The organism is Glycomyces halotolerans (assembly GCF_054779575.1).
In genome coordinates this window covers 1-1,214 of sequence record NZ_BAAGXZ010000052.1, presented here as the reverse complement: position 1 = coordinate 1,214, position 1,214 = coordinate 1, and the positions used below count along the sequence as shown (strand labels likewise).

The window sequence follows — 1,214 nt, the reverse complement described above, 5'->3', positions numbered from 1 at the left end:
GGGTGTGTCCGGAACTTTGTGGGGTCGGGGTGATCCAAGCGAGCTGAAGTAGTCTGCTTCGGCAAGAGAGGATCACCCTGAACGACAACGAAACTGCGGCCCGAACGACCGCCGGTGGCAGTGGCTTGGATGTGCGGATCGCCGAGGAGCTGGTGGAGAAGGCGCGCGCCGAGGGCCTGGACCTGACCGGCCCGAACGGGCTGCTCGCGGCGGTCACCAAGAACATCATTGAGGCCGCGCTCGAGGCGGAGATGACCGAGCACCTGGGCTATGCGAAGGGCGACCGCGCTGCCGCGGCGGGAGCCGGAGACGGCAACCACCGCAACGGCACCTCGAAGAAGACCGTGCAGACCGGGGTGGGCCCGGTCGAGCTGGCCATCCCGCGGGACCGGGCCGGAGCCTTCGAGCCGGCGATCGTGCCCAAGCACGCCCGGCGGGTCGGCGGCTTCGACGAGGCCGTGGTCAGCCTCTATGCGAAGGTGTTGACGACCGGGGAGATCCGCGATCACCTGGCCGATCTACGGTGCCGAGGTCTCGCGCGAGACGATCAGCAAGGTCACCGATGCGGTCGCGGCCGAGCTCGACGAGTGGCGCAACCGGCCCCTGGACCGGGTGTACGCGGTGGTCATGATCGACTGCATCTACGTCAAGATCCGTGACGGGGCCCTCGCCAGCCGTCCGGTGTATGTCGCGGTCGGGATCGGACTCGATGGCGACCGCGACGTGCTGGGCCTGTGGGTCGGCGACGGCTCAGAGGGCGCCAAGCACTGGATGGGCGTCCTCGCTGAGCTGCGCCACCGCGGGGTCGAGGACGTGCTCATCGTCTGCTGCGACGGGCTCAAGGGCCTGCCCGAATCGATCGGCGAGATCTGGCCGCAGGCGCTCGTCCAACTGTGCGTGGTCCACCTTGTCAGGGCCTCGCTGCGGTATGCGGCCAAGCAGCACTGGGGACCGATCTCGAAGCGCTCAGGGTCGTCTACACCGCGCCCACCGAGGCCGCCGCCGAGCAACGCTTCGCCGAGTTCAAAGCCGAGTGGGGCGGGCGGTACCCGATGATCATCCGCACCTGGGAGGACGCGTGGGAACAATTCACACCGTTCCTGGCCTTCCCGCCCGAGATTCGCCGGGTGGTCTATACGACGAACATGATCGAGTCGATGAACGCCCGGTTCCGCCAGGCCGTGCGCCGGCGGGGCCACTTCCCGAACGACCAG

Annotated in this window: 1 pseudogene; it reads left to right on the top strand. The window is 68.3% G+C overall.

The window, feature by feature from the left end:
- Positions 1-77: 77 nt before the first annotated feature.
- Positions 78-1,214, top strand: a pseudogene (locus ACYVL2_RS19965) (IS256 family transposase); the annotation flags it as partial.